The organism is Knoellia sp. AC549, assembly GCF_979258975.1.
In genome coordinates this window covers 2,511,330-2,527,933 of sequence record NZ_OZ409890.1, presented here as the reverse complement: position 1 = coordinate 2,527,933, position 16,604 = coordinate 2,511,330, and the positions used below count along the sequence as shown (strand labels likewise).

Genomic DNA, 16,604 nt, shown 5'->3' with positions numbered 1-16,604 from the left:
GTCAGGTGAGTCGGTCGAGGGCCTGCTTGAGGTCGGCGATGAGGTCCTCGACGTCCTCGATGCCGACGGAGAGCCGGATGAGGTCGCTCGGGACCTCGAGCTCGGTGCCCGCGACGGACGCGTGGGTCATGCGACCGGGGTGCTCGATGAGCGACTCGACGCCTCCGAGGGACTCACCGAGGGTCCAGATCGTCGTCTCGGCGCACACCTTGACGGCGACGTCCTCACCGCCCTTGACGCGGAAGGCGACCATGCCACCGAAGCGCTTCATCTGGCGCTTGGCGACCTCGTGGCCGGGGTGATCGGGCAGACCCGGGTAGTGCACCGCCGTGACGCCGTCGTGGCTCTGGAGGAAGTCCACGACCTTCTCGGCGTTGTCGCAGTGCCGCTCCATGCGGACGGCCAGGGTCTTGAGGCCGCGCTGGACGACCCACGAGTCGAACGGGCCGGCGATGGCACCCATGGAGTTCTGGTGGAACGCCACGCGGTCGCTCGCCGACTCGTCGTCGAACCACGGCACCGTGACGCCGTGCCCGACGACGACGGCCCCGCCGACGACGTCCGAGTGACCGCCGCAGTACTTCGTCGTCGAGTGCAGGACGAGGTCGGCGCCATCGGTGAGCGGCTGCTGGAGGTAGGGCGAGGCGAAGGTGTTGTCGACGACGAGCAGCGCTCCGGCCTCGTGGGCGATCTCGGCGAGGGCGGAGATGTCGGCGATGCCGAGCATCGGGTTGGTCGGCGTCTCGACCCAGACGATGCGGGTCTTCCCCGGCTGGATCGCGGCACGCACGGCGTCGTTGTCGGCGATCGCGGCGATGGTGTGCTCGACTCCCCAGTGCGTGAGGACCTTGTTGAAGAGCCGGTAGGTGCCGCCGTAGGCGTCCGAGGGGACGACGACGTGGTCGCCGGGGCTGAGGAGCGCACGCAGCACGGTGTCCTCGGCAGCCAGACCGGAGGCGAACGCGAAGCCGCGCTCGCCCTGCTCGAGGGCGGCGAACCCGGTCTCGAGCGCGGTGCGGGTGGGGTTGGCGCTGCGGCTGTACTCGTAGCCGTTCCGGAAGCCGCCGATCCCGTCCTGCTTGTAGGTCGACGTCTGGTAGATCGGGGTGACGACGGCGCCCGTCGTGGGGTCGGGATCCTGCCCTGCGTGGAGGGCGCGGGTGGAGAAGCCGAGGGGTGCATCAGTCATGACGACAGGGTATGCCGCGTGCTCACGTCCGCTGTCGGCCGCCGGTCCTCGGGTCCGTCAGTCGAGGACCTCGAGGCGGTCTCCGACACTGATGCTCCCGCTGCTCAGCAGTCGACAGACCGCGCCGCCGCGACCGTGCAGGGCCTTCATCGCGCCGGGGCCGATCCAGTCGTCGAGCATCCGGCACGGCGCCGCGGGACGCACGACCTGCAGCTCGACCGAGCCGATGCGGAACCGCTGGCCCGGGCGGGTCGGCACCGGACCGGGCGTGAGCGTCAGGTTGCGGCGTGTAGCGCCGGGGGTGATCTCGGCGCCGAGCGCCTCGCTCGCCGCGGCGATGTCGCCGGCTGCCTGCACGGAGACATGGCGGTGGCGGGTGCCGTGGTAGCGGTCGCCGACGAGCCCGCGCCCCTCCTCGGCCTCGACGGTCGCAACCTCCTTGACGGGCAGTCGCGACCCGGGCGCGATGTGGATCGCGCTGACGACACTTCCCTGTTCGCTCACACCCCCATCTTTCGCCCTGGGTGCTTGGGCGCCCCGCAGGGGGAGCGCTCGGACCGCCCCCGGACGGGGGGCGGGGAAGAATGGGAACGCTCAGACGTTGAACTCCACAGACCCCCTTTTGTCGAACCTCCCAGGAGAAGCTCCATGTTCGGTTCGCGCGCCAAGACCACCATGCCCACCGCCGCCGACGCCCTGCCCGGACGCGAGACCCGCCCGTTCACCGTGCCGACGACCCACGAGGTGCTCGGCACGCCGCTCGAGGGCCCGTGGCCTGACGGCACGGAGGTCCTCTACGTCGCGATGGGCTGCTTCTGGGGCGCCGAGCGCATCTTCTGGCAGCTGCCCGGTGTCGTGACGACGGCTGCGGGCTACATCGGTGGCTTCACGCCGAACCCGACCTATGAGGAGACCTGCACCGGCCGCACCGGTCACGCGGAGGCCGTCCTCGTCGCCTACGACCCCGCGCAGACCTCTCCCGAGCTGCTCCTCAAGGCCTTCTGGGAGAACCACGACCCCACCACGGCGAACCGGCAGGGCAACGACATCGGCACGGCATACCGCTCCGCGATCTTCTGGACCACGCCCGAGCAGGAGGCCGCAGCGAAGGCGACCCGAGAGGCGTTCCAGGGTGAGCTGACCCGCGTGGGCGGCGGTTCGATCACCACCCAGCTCGCGCCGGCCAAGGACGTCGGCGAGTTCTGGTACGCCGAGGACTACCACCAGCAGTACCTCCACAAGAACCCGGGGGGCTACTGCAACCACGGCCCCAACGGGCTGACCTGCCCGATCGGCGTCGCGAACCTCCCGGCGCAGACCGACATCCTCCCGCCTGCCTAGTCTCAAGAGCCCGGCAGTGCCACGGTCGAGCGCCTAGGCTGCTCGCACTACGGGTGGACCTTGACTTTGAGGGGGAACTGGGATGGCGCTTGCGGATTCTGTAGGGGAGTGGGTCCAGGTCGGCCTCAACGCTGGAGCGGTCCTAGTGGGTGGTGCGGTTTGGAAGATGTACTTCAAGAACCTTAAAACCACGATCGGCACGAAGCAGGCCGAGGTCGACTTGGCGAGATCTCAAACTGACATGTGGCGCGAGAAGGCCCAGGAACTGGAGAAGCGCAGCCCTGAGGTCGTGGAGCAGGTTCTGGCTGAGCGCATCGCGATCCGTGAAACTGAAATTCTGCGGCTGACCGAGGATCGCAAGCAAGGCTCGGGCGAGGTGGCTCGTCTCGGGCAGGAGGTACTTGTACTCAACAGGACGCTGGACCAAACCAAGGGCTTCCGCCAGATGCTCGCGATGGAGCAACTCGATCCCAACGACCCGGCTGATCGGAAGTACCTCGATTACCTGCACGAGCGAGAGGAGGAGCCGGTCGTTGAGTTAGAGGTCGAATACCTCGGCTCCGTGGGGGTCGACAGCGGTCAGCTCATGATCACCGATCCTTGCTACGTCGACAGTGAGTGGCAGCGTGAACCATTCGAGGACGACCGCATCTATAGAGACATCGAGACGGGCTCCACCTACAGGTTTGGCCACGACTTCAAGACATTCGCGGAGCCGCTGAAGCCCTACGACAAATCCGCCAACGAGTTGCTCGAAGCTGGAGTGCTGGAGGCCGTTCCCGACCCGCCTCCCCCAGCGAATTTTCCGTACTCGTACAACGGCGCCTGCCGGGCAACGCTGTCGGTTGGGTACGGAGAGCTCGCGTATCGACTGGGTCACTCGGGAGCAGGCGTTGTCTTTGGGAGCGGTTGGGGGGATGGGACCTACCCGGTGTATGGCGAAAAGCACGATGGCCGGATTGTGCGGGTTTACATCAACGCAGGGGCTGATCCAGTGGCTCCTGTGCGTGATTCGGCCGAGGGCGCATCACTGCCCACTACAGACAACCCGAGAAGTTGACGCCTGCCGCCGGGACTGCTGAGTTTCGGGAGTAGCGTCCTGCGCAGGTTGCGGAGTCCGCCAGAGTGGGCTACACGGAGCCCTCCAACGGTAATTCTGCAGTTCAGAGGCTCTTTTGGGCCGTTCCCGTATGCGGGATAACAGCGTTCCCGAAGCGCAAACAGCCCAAGAACGGGCTTCCTCGCCCGATGGACGGGACGATCGGATGGCGAACCTCCCGGCGCAGACGGACTTCGCATCGCCAGCCTGGCCCACGTCCGGAACGAAGCAAGTCGGGTATGCCGTCACGCATCTCGCGTGTCACCAAGATGGTCCGCCTCAACGGCTCGGTGAACTCAAGCGACGAGCACCCGCTGGCCACCCAGTCGAGAAGCTGCGAGATCTATGGCGAGTGGGCCAGGCGGACGACCGACTCGCGTTAGCCGGCCGGCGTAGAGCTCGCCGGCGAGGTCGTGCTCGCCCGGAGGGGACGAGGGCAACGGGTCGCGCTGGTTTCGCACCCTCAAAGGCGCGGCCGGACCCGGACGAGGGCCGTCCACGAGGCGCTGCTCGTCGACGGCGAGCAGGTCGACTGGGCTACCTCACCCTAGGTGTCGGGGTGCAGCCACGGGTCGGGACGTCCAGGAGCCGCGACCCGTCACACAGGCCCCGACTCGTGGCCGGTGAGTCGGCCCTCGAGTCAGAGGACCCTGGCGACCGTGAGGACGATGCCGACGACGGCCGCGGTCGCGAGGCAGGCGAAGCCGGCGATGCGCAGTGGGGCGCCGACCTTCCAGTGGTCGCGCGGCCCCGGCGCGTCGAACCCGGGGTGACCGCCGACGTCGGAGCTGCCGGCCGGCCCGCCGAAGCCACCTCTGATCTCAGCCGTCGGTCCCGCTCGCCGCATCTGCAGGAAGCCCACGGCGAGCAGCAGCACCCCGAGCACGGCAAGAACGACGACGATCCACCACCATCCGGTCATGCCTGACAGAGTGCCACGGCGGCCACGGGCGTGAGGTTCCCAGCGGCCCCTCAGTCTCAGATGCGGGCGGCGAGCTCCGTGCCCTGGCGGATGGCGCGCTTGGCATCGACCTCGGCGGCGACATCGGCTCCGCCGATGACATGGACGGGTATGCCGCTGTCCCCCAGCTCGTCGGCCAGCGTCCGGACCGACTCCTGGCCGGCGCAGAGCACGACACTGTCGACCTCGATGACGCGCGGCGCCGCGGACCCCTCGCCGTCGCCGAAGGACACGTGCAGCCCCTCGTCGTCGATCCGGTCGTAGGACACCCCAGTCACCTGCTCGACACCCTTGGCCCTGAGCGCGGCCCGGTGCACCCAGCCAGTCGTCTTGCCGAGCCCCTTGCCGATGCCAGAAGCCTTGCGCTGCAGCAGGATCACCTCGTGCTTCGGCGTCTCGACGGCGGCGGTCGCGAGCCCACCGCGCGACACCGCCGGGTCACCCACTCCCCACTCGGCGCGCCACAGCGCCAGGTCCAGCGTCGCCGACGGCTGCGCCGTGAGGAACTCGCTGACGTCGACGCCGATCCCGCCGGCACCGATGACCGCCACGCGCGGCCCCGCCACCCGCTCACCACGCACCAGCTCCGCATACGTCATGACGGACGGATGGCCAACACCCGGGATGGAGGGCACCCGAGGGACCACGCCCGTCGCCACGACGACTTCGTCGAACCCACCCTCGCGGAGCTCGGCAGCCGTCACAGCCCGCCCCAGGTGCAGCTGGACCCCCGTCACCTCGATGCGCCGTCGGAAGTAGCGGATCGACTCGGCGAACTCCTCCTTGCCGGGGATGCGCTGGGCGATGGCGAACTGCCCACCGATGTCGTCGCGCGCCTCGAACAGCTGGACGCGGTGCCCACGCTCTGCCAGCGCCGTCGCGCAGGCCAGACCAGCCGGCCCCGCCCCCACGACCGCGACTCGGCGGGACGATCGCGTCGGCCCGAGCACGAGCTCCGTCTCATACCCAGCGCGCGGGTTGAGCAGGCACGTGGCCCGCTTCTTCCGGAACGTGTGGTCGAGGCACGCTTGGTTGCAGGCGATGCAGGTGTTGATCTCGTCCGTGCGCGACTCAGCGGCCTTGCGCACCCACTCGGGGTCCGCGAGGAACGGCCGCGCCAGGGACACCAGGTCGGCGTCCCCGGCACCGAGGATCCCCTCGGCCACCTCGGGCATGTTGATCCGGTTCGTCGCGATGACCGGCAGCGACGTCTCGGACTTGAGGCGGGCGGCATACGACGCAAAGGCGGCGCGGGGCACGGAGGTGACGATCGTCGGGACCCGAGCCTCGTGCCAGCCGATGCCGAGGTTGAGCACCGTGGCCCCCGCAGCCTCGACCTCACGCGCCAGCGCCGCGACCTCGTCCCACGTCTGGCCGTCGGGCACGAGGTCGATGGCCGAGATGCGATAGACGACGAGGAAGTCCTCACCGACCTCCTCGCGGATCCGACGCACGATCTCCACGGCGAAGCGGCGACGCTTCTCGGGCGTCCCACCCCAGGCATCGGTGCGCCTGTTGGTGCGCGGCGCGAGGAACTGGTTGATGAGGTAGCCCTCGGAGCCCATGACCTCGACTCCGTCGTATCCCGCCTGTCTCGCCAGCCGGGCCGACCGCACGAACGCGTCGATCGTCCGCTCGACGCCACGCGCCGACAGGGCACGCGGCCGGAACTTCGAGATCGGGCTCCTGATCGCCGACGGCGCGACGCACCATGGCGTGTAGGCGTAGCGCCCGGCGTGGAGCAGCTGCAGCGCGATCCGGCCGCCCTCGGCGTGCACCGCGTCGGTGAGAACGCGATGCCGGCGCGCCTCACGCGCCGTCGTGAGCTTGGACGCCAGCGGGAGCAGCGTGCCCTCGACATTGGGCGCGAACCCGCCGGTGATGATCAGCGACGCCCCGCCACGGGCCCGCTCCGCGAAGAAGGCCGCCAGCTTGGGGAAGTCACGCGCACGGTCCTCGAGACCGGTGTGCATCGACCCCATCACCACACGGTTGGGGAGGGTCAGGTGGCCGAGGTCGATCGGCGCGAGCAGGTGCGGATAGGCAGTCACTACTCGAGAGTAGGGACACGCCCGCAGTGCTGGCGACGCCCGCGGATGTGTTCCTGCTCTCGATGGGTATGCCGGGCCGCCAGTGGCGTCCCCCGCCCGAGTGTCGGAGATCAGGGCCACCACGCGGACGCGTGAGCCCGGATTCCCGACACCCGCGCTGCGTCAGCCCCGGCTCATCGGGTGGTGCTAGTCGACGAGGTGACCCAGCAGGTCGGCCCGGGTGAGGACGCCGACCGGCTTGCCGTCCTCGATGACCAGCACGGCGTCGGCCGTCTCGAGCTCGTGCCGCGCCGTGGCGACCGGCTCGCCCGCGCCGACGAGCGGCAGGCCTGCGCCCATGTGCTTCTCGACCGAGTCGTGCAGGGTGGCCTTGCCGACGAAGAGCAGCTCGAGCAGCTCACGCTCACTCACCGAGCCCGCGACCTCGCCGGTCATGACCGGCGGCTCGGCCTTGACGACGGGCATCTGCGAGACGCCGTACTCGCGCAGGATCTCGATGGCGTCGCGGATGGTCTCGCTCGGGTGCGTGTGCACGAGCGCGGGCAGCTCACCGGTCTTGGTGCGCAGGATGCTGCCGACCGTGGTCCCGCCGCCCGAGTGCATGAAGCCGTAGGAGCTCATCCAGTCATCGCTGAAGATCTTGGCCATGTAGCCGCGACCGGAGTCGGGCAGGAGGACGACGACGACGGCCTCGGCGGGCAGGTCCTTGGCGACCTCGAGGGCCGCGACGACCGCCATGCCGCACGAGCCACCGACGAGCAGGCCCTCCTCGCGGGCGAGGCGACGGGTCATGGCGAAGGAGTCGGCGTCGGACACGGCCACGATGCGGTCGACCACCTCGGGGTCGTAGGCGCTCGGCCAGAAGTCCTCACCGACACCCTCGACGAGGTAGGGGCGGCCGGAGCCGCCGGAGTAGACCGAGCCCTCGGGGTCGGCGCCGACGATCTGCACGCGACCGCCCTCGCGGGTCTCGCTCTGCTCGCGCAGGTAGCGGCCGGTGCCGGTGATGGTGCCCCCGGTGCCGATGCCCGTGACGAAGTGGGTGAGCGTGCCGTCGGTGTCGTCCCAGATCTCGGGGCCGGTGGTCTCGTAGTGGGAGGCGGGACCCATGGGATTGGAGTACTGGTCCGGCTTCCACGCGCCCTCGGTCTCGCGCACGATCCGGTCCGAGGTCGAGTAGTAGGAGTCCGGGTGGTCCGGGGCGACGGCGGTGGGGCACACGACGACCTCGGCGCCATAGGCCTTGAGGACGTTGCGTTTGTCCTCGCCCACCTTGTCGGGGCACACGAAGATGCACTTGTAGCCCTTGCGCTGGGCGACCAGGGCCAGGCCCACACCGGTGTTGCCGCTCGTCGGCTCGACGATGGTGCCACCCGGCTTGAGCGCGCCGGACTCCTCGGCGGCCTCCACCATCTTGAGGGCGATGCGGTCCTTCACGGAACCGCCCGGATTCATGTACTCGACCTTGGCCAGGACGGTCGCGGCGATCCCGTCGGTGACGGAGTTCAGCTTCACGAGCGGGGTGTTGCCCACGAGGTCGGCGATGTGCTCGGCATACTTCATGCGCTCATTCTCCCATCTCTTGCACCCGGGCCCGGACGCCCCGCTCATGGCCGGTATGCCGGACGGGAACACGCACGTCCGTGCCTCGCGTTAGCGTGGACGGACGAACGAGGAGGCTTGAGCAGTCATGGGACGCGCACGACGGGCACGCAAGATCGCGGCAACTGCGGCATACGGGGGTGGCGGCCTGGCCGCGGCGAGTGCTGCGCTGGGGGCGGTGAGCTACGGCGTCATCCGGGGTGAGGCGATGCTCGCGCGCCGACTGGTTGGCAAGCCCTTCGACTCCTCCCCCGACGACAACGGCACCTATGGCGCGGGTCCCGGTGAGCCGATCGAGATCCTCGTCATCGGCGACTCCAGCGCTGCCGGCATGGGCGCCCAGCATCCCCACCAGACGGTCGGTGCGATCGTCGCGGGCGGCGTCAGTGCCCTCATGGGGCGCAGCGTCCACCTGACCAACCGGGCCGCCGTCGGCGCCGAGTCGAGCGACCTGGAGCGCCAGCTCGCCGACGGGCTCGAGTCGGTGACCCGGCCCGACGTCGTCGTCATCATGGTCGGCGCCAACGACGTCACCCACCGCGTCGACCGCGCCACGGCTGTGCGCCACCTGGAGGTGACCGTGAGGCGGGTGCGCGCCCTTGGGAGTGAGGTCGTCGTCGGCACATGTCCCGACCTGGGCACCATCGAGCCGCTGGCCCAGCCGCTGCGCCTGTTGGCTCGCCGGTGGAGCCGCGACCTCGCGGCGGCCCAGACCATCGCCGTCGTCGAGGCAGGTGGTCGCACGGTGTCCCTGGGTGACCTCCTCGGCAAGGAGTTCGCTGCCTCACCCAAGACGATGTTCAGCGAGGACCGGTTCCACCCCTCGCCGGCCGGCTACGCACGGGCGGCGGCCGCGCTGCTGCCGTCGGTGTGCGCGGCGCTCGGCGTGTGGGGTCAGGACACTGCCGACCGCCCGCCCGAGGCACGTCGAGGCGAGGGCGTGGGGCCGGTGGCCGTGGCGGCCGGGCAGGCGGTCAAGGACCCTGGCACGGAGGTGTCGCCGACCGAGGTGGGCGGTCAGTCGCGTGGCCCGCGGGGGCGCTGGGCGGTGCTGCTGCGGCGCCGTCCCGACGCCGTGCCGGACCCCCGCGACCCCGAGCCCGAAGCGGACGACGTCGACCCGGCCTCAGTCAGCTCCGAGGACGCACAAACCGCCCGGTGACGCGGCGACAGTCGCGTCACGGGGGAGCTCCGTGTCAGGCGTGCGTCAGGGAAGGCTGCGGCGCAGGTCGGCGAGGCGGTCGGCGAGGTCGGCGACACCCGCTGACGCGGCGTCCCACACGAGGACCCGCAGCTGGTCGATGAGCACGGTCGGGCCCAGCTCGGGCACCGGCTGACCCGCTGTCGTCGCGGCGAGGTCCTGAACGAGCTCGCGCACCATCCCGGACGCAGCGAGCGCGTGGTCCGCGGACAGCTCTCGCCATCTGCGGACCACGCGCTCGAGCTCCCGAGAGACGTCCTCAGGCAAACGGTTCATGTCTCACTCGCGCATGCGGGCGAACAGGCGCAGGAACTCGATGTAGAGCCAGACGACCGTGACGATCAGGCCGTGCGCGAGGAGCCAGCTGTACTTCTGCGGAGCTCCCGTCGCGATCGCGCGCTCGATCATGTCGAAGTCGAGAGCCAGCGACACCGAGGCCAGACCGACGGCGAAGAGCGAGATGCCGATCCCGAGCATCGTGTTGCCACCGATGCCGAACGGGGTGTTGGTGACCATGGCGTAGATGAAGTTGATGACCGCGAAGATCGCGTAGCCGAAGATCATCATCGTGACGATGCGGCGGAACTTGGCGGTCACCTTGATGAGGCCGAACTTGTAGGCCAGGAACATGCCGACAAAGACAGCGACCGTGGCCATGGCCGCCAACCGCACGACTCCGTCCCAGCGGGACTCGAACACCTGGCTGACCGCACCGACGAAGAGACCTTCGAGGACGGCATACCCCACGATGAGCGGAACGCTCAGAGTCTTCTTGAAGGCGATGACGAGGCCGAGCACGAGCGTGCCGATCATGCCCCCCATGAGCAGCATGAAGCCGAGCTGCTGGTTCTGCGCGGCCGTGATCCAGCCGACGGCGCCGAACCCGAGGACGAGGGCGAACAGGCCCATCGTCTTCATGATGACGTCGTCCATCGTCACGCGACCGGTGTCGACCGGGCCCGCTGTGGGCGCGTTGTACATGTCCTGGAGCTGCTGCTGCGAACCCCACTGGTCGGTGGCGCCCTGCTGCGCGTACGAGACGTTGCCGGGGTTGGCCCCCTGGCTGCCCTGCCCCTGGAAGCCGGCGTAGCCGGACTGGGCGTCCTTCTCAAGTCGGTTGAAGGCCGGGTTGCTGGCCATCGTGTCCTCCGTATGTCTGGCGCGGTGGCGATCCACCACGTCGTCTCTCTATTCAATCGTGTCTGGGGCCTGCTGTGTTCCCGCGCCACGGTCTCCTGTGCACAACGATCGGATGGGCGACCTATCGCCCGCGTATTGAAAGACGTATACGCCCGGGCAACACCGGACCGCGTTGACTCGGCGGATGACGTCCAGCCGCCGCCTTCTCGCCGCCCTCTTCGTCGTCTATCTCGCCCTCCTCACCTGGGCCGTGATGTGGAAGCTCGAGATGCCGAGCGTGGGTGGCGGCTTCCGCAACGTGAAGCTCACACCCTTCGTCTCCAGCGACGGCGACGGTGCCAGCCAGCCGATGGAGGTCTGGGCGAACCTGCTGCTCTTCGTGCCCTTCGGGATGTATGCCGTGCTGCTCGCGCCCAGATGGTCGCGCTGGGGTCTGGCGGTGCTTGCGGTGGGCCTGAGCGCAGGGTTCGAGGTCGTGCAGTACGTCCTGGCGGTGGGTCGCACCGATGTCACTGACGTCATCGTCAACACCGCGGGAGCCGTGGTCGGGATGGCGCTGGTCGCGTTGGCGCAGCACGGCATCGGGGCGGGCGCCCAGCGACTCCTGACGCGCCTATGCGTTGCCGGGACCGCTCTGGCGCTGACGGCCTGCACGCTCTTCGTGATCTCGCCAGTGCGCTACGACCCGTCCGATGTCAGGTGCGACAGCCTCGGTTCGTGCCGCGTGGACTCGGACGCGGCCCGCTGAGACCTGGTGCCCCCGACGGGACTTGAACCCGCACCGGGAGCGATTTTAAGTCGCCTGCCTCTGCCAGTTGGGCCACGGGGGCGAACTCACTGTAGAGCCCCTCGCCCCAGGAGGCTGCTGCGTCACTGCCCTTCCTCCACAGCGGTCGAGCACCACGTCGCCCTTGTTCCGGCGGTCTGCTCCGGCTCGACCTGCAGGATCAGCCGGTGCTGCTGTCAGGGTCGTTGCTGTAGGGGTTGTCGCTGTAGGCGTAGTAGCACGACGACATGCAGATCGTCAGGCGTGCGCTGTAGACCGCTGCCGCGTCCGTGTAGGCGTCGGTTCCGAGATACATGTCTCTCGAGGTCTTCGTGGTCCCACACCCGCCAGTCGTGAGCGAGTTCGCTCCGCCGTAGGTCCTGAACCAGCCGACATTGCCGAACACGCTACGGGCCTTGACATGGACCGACACGGTTGCGGACCGATCATCACACTTGGAGTCGGCGGCCGAGAGGTCGATGTCGTTGACCTCGTCGTTGTCGATCCAGGTGACACTCACCGTGCCCGTGGCCGCAGCCCCGGTCCCGCTGGTGTAGATGGTCTTCGAGATTGTCCGCCGAGCCTCGGCATGAGCAGGCAACGCGGTGACCAGACCCGCAGCGCACGCGACGGAAACCGCTGCGACCCCCCGCTTCTTCCACAACGACCGTTTCATGCTGCCTCCAACATCAGAGCCCGACGACGCGTCCGGCTACGGCTGAGCTGTTCGCACGCTACTCCGCAGCTCGTGCCGGCGTGGGCAGAAAAGGAGAAACCCCTCTGGCGCCGCGGCGCCGCCAGCGCTCAGCCCGCGCCCGGACCTTCTCGTCGTCGTCCGCGGACGTCCGCAACCCTGGTCGCCCCTGCGACCGAGGTTGCGGACGCCGGGTCACCTCGACGCGCTGGAGCTGGGCGTCGGGGTGGGAGTCGCCGAGACCCCTGAGCTCGGCGACGTCGGTGGGGCCTGAGGCACGGCCGTGGCGGACGGACCGACGCTCGCGCCGGGCGTCGGAGTCGGAGTCGTGCTGGGGCTGGGTCCGACCGTCGGCACCGGCCCGGGCAGCGGCGTGATCGCCACCGGCGGCGTCCAGTCCGAGTCACCCATCGGTTCCCAACCCGAGCGAGCGTTCCACCGCAGGGGGAACACGTCGCGCGGGACCATGATCTCTCCCGTCCTTGGGTCGCGGAGACGCTCCAACGCATCGAGGTCGTCCGTGCTGTAGATGAAGTCCTCGGCCACCTGAAGCGGGCGCCCGTTCTGGTCCAGAAGTCGGACCTTGTCTATGCGCCGCCCGGTCTCGTCGTACGCGTAGACGTTGGTGACGGGCTCCCCGTTGTTCGTCAACCCGCCACCAGGTCCGTACGACGCCTGCGCCTCGGCGTAGTAGACGTCGTTGCTGATGGGAGCCCGGTCGACCAGCGCAACGAACGCGATGGGGAGAAGCAGCGCGGCGGCGATGTTGGCGATGACCCGAACTGGTGGGATCCAGCCCCCCGTGAGCACGCGCTGGCGCACGAGCAGGCCGAGGACGACCGAGACGAGTGCCCCGAGCACGCCGTAGAAGACCGACGGGCCGCCGATGAGCCACATCGGCGCCGCGGCCAGGACGAAGCCACGGATGGCCCACCACAGCGGGCGGAGGTCCCTCAGCCAGGGCATCGCAGTCAGGGCTTTGTCGCTTTCGCCCGACCACCATCTCGAAAGCCGCTGTGCCACAGGCTTCTTCGACCCGACCACGGTCGCGCGGGGAGGCAGGCCAGCAGCGGAACGCAGCTCTGCGGCATACGTCTCCGGTTCCCCCAGACGGTCGCGCAGGGTGCCCTCGCCCGGCTCGGCCAACCTCTCGGCAAGGTCGGCCTCCATGCCCGTCGTGAACTCCTCGACGTCCTCGACCGGCAGGTCCGCCAGGGCCGCCCGGACCTGCGTCACGTAGTCACGGACCTCCGTCGACACCGTGCTGTTCATGACTTCACTCCTGCCTCGTCGAGGAGGCCTGCCATCGTCCCTGCGAAGGCGGCCCACGTCTTGCCCTGCGTCGCCAGGGCGGTGCGGCCCTGCGCGTTGATCCCGTAGTACTTGCGGTGGGGGCCCTCGTCGCTGGGGACGACGTAGGACGTGAGTGCCCCCGCGCTGTAGAGGCGACGGAGCGTGCCGTAGACCGACGCGTCACCGACGTCCTCGAGACCCGCGGCCCGGAGCCGTCGGACGACGTCGTAGCCGTAGCCGTCCTCGCGGGCCACGACGGCCAGAACGGCGAGGTCGAGCACTCCCTTGACGAGCTGTGTGGCGTCCATGCTGCGGGCACCCCCTGCTTCTCTTCCGAGCATCCATCGACCTGATGGCGCACACCGCACACTACTACGCAATCCGCATTACCGCGCCAACAACAGGACCGAGCGTGTCGGAGCGAGCAACGGCCCCTCGGCGGCCTTTGCAGACGCACCCAACGTCGCAGAGCGGGCGCGCACCCGCCGGTAGGCTCAGGCTTCACCAGCGCAGCACAGATCGGATGACTCCACCGCATGACGCCCACGGCCAGTCCTGACTCTCCGCAGGAACCGCGGAACCCGGACTCCCCGAGCGCGCGTCGCCGTGGGCCGGTCAAGGGCACTCCGCGGGCGCCGCGCATGAAGCGTGCGGAACGCGAGCGCCAGCTGCTCGACGTCGCCGAGTCGGTCTTCGCCGAGCACGGCTACCAGGACACGACCATGGAGGTCATCGCTGCTGCTGCCGGCATCACCAAGCCGGTCATCTATGACCACTTCGGCTCCAAGGAGAACCTCCTCGTCGCCGTCGTCGCGCGCGCCCGCGAGGACCTGCTGAACTCGACCGCGGCCGCCCTCGACGCCCTCCCGGCACACTCCCCCGTCGAGGCCCACTTCCGCGCGGGCGTGCGCGCGTTCATGCAGTTCTTCGAGGCGCGCCGGGGAAGCTTCCGGGTCTACATGCAGGAGTCCGCCGTCGCCGTCGTGGCCGGGCAGGACATCGAGAACCTTCGGCAGGCGCAGGCCCGAGACATCGCCGAACGGTTCAGCGACAACCCGGCGATCGCGGCATACCCGATGGTCCATCGCGAGGCCATGGCCGAGATCATGATCGCCACCAACGAGCGGGTCGCGGCCTGGCGTCTGCGCAACCCCGAGATCGACCTCGACACGGCCGTCGAGATCGTGATGTCGGTGCTGTGGAACGGTTTTGGCTCCTACACCGCAGAGCCGGTCCCTGCCGTCGAGGTCAGCCCGAGCAGCTGAGCGCGATGCCGTCGAGGATGTCGTGCTCGGAGGTGACGACGTCGGCCTGCGGTGACCGCTCCAGCACGCGACCCAGGACCTCGTGCCAGATGAGTGCGCCGGCACCGATGACGTCGACCCGGCCGGGATGCATGTAGCCGAGCGCTGCGCGCTCCGCCGTGGACGCCCGAAGGAGGCTCTGCGCTGACTCCCGGTGCGCTGCCGGCGTGAGGTGTGCGAGGTGGATCCGAGCCGGTTCGTATGCCGGAAGTGCCAGTGCGTGGGCCGTCACCGTCGTGATGCTGCCGGCCAGGCCGACGACGGTCGCGATGCCGGCGAGGTCCACGACCTCCTCGGCGCGGTCGATGGCTGCCCTGACGTCGGCCGTCGCAGCCGCGACCTCCTCCTCGCTGGGCGGGTCGCTGGTGAGGTGCCGCTCGCTGATCCGGACACACCCGACGTCGACGGATCGCGCCGCCTCCACCTCACCCGTGCCGCGGACGAACTCGGTCGAGCCGCCACCGAGGTCAATGACGAGGTAGGGGCCGGGGACGTCCGCGGCGACGAGGTCAGCGGTCGCTCCGGTGAAGGAGAGGTCGGCCTCGACGTCGCCGCTGACCACCTCTGGCGAGACGTCGAATCCCGTTGCGGCGAAGGCCTTCTCGACTCCGGAGACGAAGTCGGCCGCGTTGCGGGCATCACGCGAGGCGGAGGTGGCGACGAACCGCACACGTTCGACCGAATGCTCACGGCACTGGGCGGCATACTCGCGGGTCTGGCGCAGGGTGCGCTCCATGGCCACGGGGTCGATGACACCGGTGCGGTCGACCCCGTGGCCGAGCCGGACGACCTCGGTGCGCCGCACCACGTCGGTGGGCCGACTGGCATCGTCGATGTCGGCGATGAGCAGGCGGATCGAGTTGGTGCCGCAGTCGATGGCGCCGACGCGGGTCACTGCGGGTCGCCCTCGGCCAGCTCGGGGCAGGGGTGGGTCGCCCACCAGTCGGGCAGCAGGTCGAGGGCCTCGTCGCCGAGGGGGTTCACTCCTGGGCCGACGCTCAGCGAGTGCGCGACGAGGACGTGCAGGCACTTGACGCGGCTGGGCATGCCGCCGGCGCTGGTGCCGTCGATCTCGTCGACCTGCCCCAGCTCGGAGCGGCGGGCGAGGTAGTCGTCGTGTGCCGCGGCATAGCGAGTCGCCAGGTCGTCGTCCTGCTCGAGGCGGTCGGACATCTCTCGCATGAGCCCCTGGGACTCGAGGGTGCTGATGGCTCCGGTGAGCCTGGGGCAGGTGGCATAGAAGGAGGTCGGGAAGGGCGTGCCGTCAGGCAGGCGCGGAAGCGTGCGCAGGACATCGGGCTCACCGCAGGGGCAGCGGTGCGAGACCTCGACGACGCCGCGCGGGATGCGGCCGAGCTGGCGCTCGACGGCGTCGAGATCCTCCTGCGCGACGGGTGCGCGCTCTGGCTCCGCCGTCACCGGCGCTGGTTGGCGGGCACGTCGGCCGCCTTCATCGAGGACCAGATGGTGTCGTACCAGGGGTCGTCGCTCTCGCCGGCCCGGGCCACCGCCGGGTCACGCTTGTCGACCTTCGGGTCGAGCACGGTGTAGGACTTCTCGCCGACCTTGACGAACTTGAGCCGGGTGCGCGCCTGCTGCTCGACGTAGGCCGGGTCCTCCCAACGAACCTGCTCCGACTGCAGCTCCTCGACGGTCGCCTGCTGCTGGGCCACGCGCTCGCGCAGCGAGCTGATGTCGGACTGCTGCTGCAGGTAGGCGCGCAGGGTGGGCGCGACGAGGATGACGAGGAAGAGCAGCACGACGCCCATGCCGACGCGGCGGACGGTGCGACGGTTGGCCCGGGCGGCGTTGAGGCGGTCACGCCAGCCGTTGGTGGTCTGCGCCGCCATGTTGCCCAGGGCCGCTCCCCGGGGGGCCCGGGCGCGCGGCGACGGCCGAGAGGAGGCCGGACGTCGCGGTGACGACCCCGGTCCTCGGCTGCTGCCACGCGCCATCGGTTGCC

18 protein-coding genes and 1 tRNA gene are annotated in these 16,604 nt (G+C 69.5%); 5 read left to right on the top strand and 14 right to left on the bottom strand.

Annotated features, from left to right (window positions below):
* Nucleotide 1: 1 nt before the first annotated feature.
* A complete protein-coding gene (locus ACZZ98_RS12375; protein ID WP_463516520.1) occupies nt 2–1,189 on the bottom strand; it encodes a cystathionine gamma-synthase in 1,188 nt (395 codons plus the stop codon).
* Nucleotides 1,190–1,246: 57 nt separating this feature from the next.
* Nucleotides 1,247–1,693 (bottom strand): MOSC domain-containing protein, encoded by a 447-nt coding sequence (locus ACZZ98_RS12370; RefSeq protein ID WP_463516519.1) that lies wholly within the window; start codon nt 1,691–1,693, stop codon nt 1,247–1,249.
* A 144-nt stretch (nt 1,694–1,837) separates the two neighbouring features.
* Between ACZZ98_RS12370 and msrA the strand changes: the two genes are divergently transcribed.
* On the top strand, nt 1,838–2,530 hold the full coding sequence (msrA, locus tag ACZZ98_RS12365; RefSeq protein WP_463516518.1) for a peptide-methionine (S)-S-oxide reductase MsrA: 693 nt from the start codon (nt 1,838–1,840) through the stop codon (nt 2,528–2,530).
* Nucleotides 2,531–2,612: 82 nt separating this feature from the next.
* Complete coding sequence (locus ACZZ98_RS12360; RefSeq protein ID WP_463516517.1) at nt 2,613–3,590, top strand: hypothetical protein; 978 nt, start codon at nt 2,613–2,615, stop codon at nt 3,588–3,590.
* Nucleotides 3,591–4,269: 679 nt separating this feature from the next.
* Here ACZZ98_RS12360 and ACZZ98_RS12355 read toward each other — a convergent pair.
* The 3 genes from ACZZ98_RS12355 to ACZZ98_RS12345 all read right to left on the bottom strand — a co-directional run bounded on the left by ACZZ98_RS12355 (nt 4,270) and on the right by ACZZ98_RS12345 (nt 8,204).
* Nucleotides 4,270–4,551 carry a hypothetical protein gene (locus tag ACZZ98_RS12355; protein WP_463516516.1) on the bottom strand — a complete coding sequence of 94 codons (282 nt, stop codon included), beginning with the start codon at nt 4,549–4,551 and terminating at the stop codon, nt 4,270–4,272.
* A 56-nt stretch (nt 4,552–4,607) separates the two neighbouring features.
* Nucleotides 4,608–6,641, bottom strand: a complete 2,034-nt coding sequence (locus ACZZ98_RS12350) for an FAD-dependent oxidoreductase (RefSeq protein WP_463516515.1) — start codon at nt 6,639–6,641, stop codon at nt 4,608–4,610.
* Between the two features lie 186 nt (nt 6,642–6,827).
* Nucleotides 6,828–8,204 carry a cystathionine beta-synthase gene (locus ACZZ98_RS12345; RefSeq protein WP_463516514.1) on the bottom strand — a complete coding sequence of 459 codons (1,377 nt, stop codon included), beginning with the start codon at nt 8,202–8,204 and terminating at the stop codon, nt 6,828–6,830.
* Nucleotides 8,205–8,331: 127 nt separating this feature from the next.
* Between ACZZ98_RS12345 and ACZZ98_RS12340 the strand changes: the two genes are divergently transcribed.
* On the top strand, nt 8,332–9,405 hold the full coding sequence (locus ACZZ98_RS12340; protein WP_463516513.1) for an SGNH/GDSL hydrolase family protein: 1,074 nt from the start codon (nt 8,332–8,334) through the stop codon (nt 9,403–9,405).
* A 45-nt stretch (nt 9,406–9,450) separates the two neighbouring features.
* Here ACZZ98_RS12340 and ACZZ98_RS12335 read toward each other — a convergent pair whose 3' ends face one another.
* Nucleotides 9,451–9,720, bottom strand: coding sequence for a hypothetical protein (locus ACZZ98_RS12335; RefSeq protein ID WP_463516512.1), 270 nt, complete (start codon nt 9,718–9,720; stop codon nt 9,451–9,453).
* A 3-nt stretch (nt 9,721–9,723) separates the two neighbouring features.
* The gene (locus ACZZ98_RS12330) at nt 9,724–10,584 is read right to left on the bottom strand and encodes a Bax inhibitor-1/YccA family protein (protein WP_463516511.1); all 861 of its coding nucleotides are present in this window, start codon (nt 10,582–10,584) and stop codon (nt 9,724–9,726) included.
* A 184-nt stretch (nt 10,585–10,768) separates the two neighbouring features.
* On the opposite strand from ACZZ98_RS12330, the gene ACZZ98_RS12325 reads away from it, so the two are divergent.
* Nucleotides 10,769–11,332, top strand: coding sequence for a VanZ family protein (locus ACZZ98_RS12325; RefSeq protein ID WP_463516510.1), 564 nt, complete (start codon nt 10,769–10,771; stop codon nt 11,330–11,332).
* A 4-nt stretch (nt 11,333–11,336) separates the two neighbouring features.
* Here ACZZ98_RS12325 and ACZZ98_RS12320 read toward each other — a convergent pair.
* The 4 genes from ACZZ98_RS12320 to ACZZ98_RS12305 all read right to left on the bottom strand — a co-directional run bounded on the left by ACZZ98_RS12320 (nt 11,337) and on the right by ACZZ98_RS12305 (nt 13,645).
* Nucleotides 11,337–11,414, bottom strand: a tRNA-Leu gene (locus tag ACZZ98_RS12320).
* A 117-nt stretch (nt 11,415–11,531) separates the two neighbouring features.
* The gene (locus ACZZ98_RS12315) at nt 11,532–12,026 is read right to left on the bottom strand and encodes a hypothetical protein (RefSeq protein ID WP_463516509.1); all 495 of its coding nucleotides are present in this window, start codon (nt 12,024–12,026) and stop codon (nt 11,532–11,534) included.
* 213 nt (nt 12,027–12,239) lie between these two features.
* Nucleotides 12,240–13,316, bottom strand: a complete 1,077-nt coding sequence (locus ACZZ98_RS12310; RefSeq protein ID WP_463516508.1) for an HAAS signaling domain-containing protein — start codon at nt 13,314–13,316, stop codon at nt 12,240–12,242.
* Nucleotides 13,313–13,645 (bottom strand): PadR family transcriptional regulator, encoded by a 333-nt coding sequence (locus ACZZ98_RS12305; RefSeq protein ID WP_380087566.1) that lies wholly within the window; start codon nt 13,643–13,645, stop codon nt 13,313–13,315. The genes ACZZ98_RS12310 and ACZZ98_RS12305 overlap by 4 nt, the downstream gene beginning before the upstream one ends.
* A 333-nt stretch (nt 13,646–13,978) precedes the next feature.
* On the opposite strand from ACZZ98_RS12305, the gene ACZZ98_RS12300 reads away from it, so the two are divergent.
* Nucleotides 13,979–14,602, top strand: coding sequence for a TetR/AcrR family transcriptional regulator (locus ACZZ98_RS12300; RefSeq protein ID WP_463516507.1), 624 nt, complete (start codon nt 13,979–13,981; stop codon nt 14,600–14,602).
* On the opposite strand, the gene ACZZ98_RS12295 is transcribed toward ACZZ98_RS12300, so the two are convergent.
* Genes ACZZ98_RS12295 through ACZZ98_RS12285 form a run of 3 tightly spaced genes read right to left on the bottom strand, consistent with a single transcriptional unit; the run spans nt 14,586 to nt 16,491 of the window.
* Nucleotides 14,586–15,536, bottom strand: coding sequence for a Ppx/GppA phosphatase family protein (locus tag ACZZ98_RS12295; RefSeq protein WP_463516506.1), 951 nt, complete (start codon nt 15,534–15,536; stop codon nt 14,586–14,588). The genes ACZZ98_RS12300 and ACZZ98_RS12295 overlap by 17 nt on opposite strands.
* Nucleotides 15,533–16,060: a DUF501 domain-containing protein gene (locus tag ACZZ98_RS12290; RefSeq protein WP_463516505.1), complete on the bottom strand. Its 528-nt coding sequence runs from the start codon at nt 16,058–16,060 to the stop codon at nt 15,533–15,535. Before ACZZ98_RS12290 ends, ACZZ98_RS12295 begins: the two co-directional genes overlap by 4 nt.
* Complete coding sequence (locus tag ACZZ98_RS12285) at nt 16,057–16,491, bottom strand: septum formation initiator family protein (RefSeq protein WP_463516504.1); 435 nt, start codon at nt 16,489–16,491, stop codon at nt 16,057–16,059. Before ACZZ98_RS12285 ends, ACZZ98_RS12290 begins: the two co-directional genes overlap by 4 nt.
* Nucleotides 16,492–16,604 lie beyond the last annotated feature (113 nt).